General features: G+C 65.0%; 2 protein-coding genes. Both read left to right on the top strand.

The window, feature by feature from the left end:
* Positions 1-241 (top strand): phage BR0599 family protein (locus A3728_RS12190; protein ID WP_201722318.1); only part of this gene is annotated, 241 nt, incomplete at its 5' end.
* Positions 238-681, top strand: coding sequence for an NlpC/P60 family protein (locus tag A3728_RS12195; protein WP_067923959.1), 444 nt, complete (start codon positions 238-240; stop codon positions 679-681). The genes A3728_RS12190 and A3728_RS12195, both read left to right, overlap by 4 nt.
* Positions 682-721 lie beyond the last annotated feature (40 nt).

Below are 721 nucleotides of genomic sequence, written 5' to 3' on the forward strand. Positions count from 1 at the left end.
GAAGACCGACCGGGTTACGGACGGCGGGCAGCGGATCGAGCTATGGCAGTCGCTTAAGGCGGATGTGGCCCGGGGTACGCGTGTGAGGCTTGTGGCGGGCTGCGACCGACGGTTGGAGACTTGCCGCAAGAAGTTTGACAACGTTTTGAATTACAGGGGTTTCCCGGATCTGCCGGGCATGGACTGGATCACTGCCGCCCCCCGCGCGCAGGGGACCGATGGCAAGGGAAGCCTGCGATGAGTGAGCAGGTTCCCTGGCCCGTTATCGAGGCGCGGCGCTGGATCGGTACGCCCTATGTGCATCAGGCGAGCGTCCGGTTGGCGGGCTGCGATTGTCTGGGGCTGATCCGCGGGGTTTGGCGGGCCCGGCTGGGTGCCGAGCCGACACGGGTGCCCGCCTATACGCGGGACTGGGCAGAACCGCAGGGGGACGAAAGGCTCTGGCGGGCCGCTGCGCGATATCTGCGAAGCAAGTCACTGACGGATGCCTGCGCTGGTGACGTGGTGCTGTTCAGGATGCGGCCGGGTGCAGTTGCCAAGCATCTCGGAATTCTCAGCACCCAGTGCGAGAGGCCCGCCTTTATCCACGCCTATTCGGGTCGCGGCGTCGTCGAGAGCCCGATGAGCATACCCTGGCAGCGCCGCGTCGTTGCCTGTTTCGCATTTCCTGAAGGAGCTTGAACCATGGCCACATTGGTTTTGTCCGCAGCCGGGGCTGCGA

It is taken from the genome of Sulfitobacter sp. HI0040, assembly GCF_001634885.1.
Classification (GTDB): Bacteria; Pseudomonadota; Alphaproteobacteria; order Rhodobacterales; family Rhodobacteraceae; genus Sulfitobacter.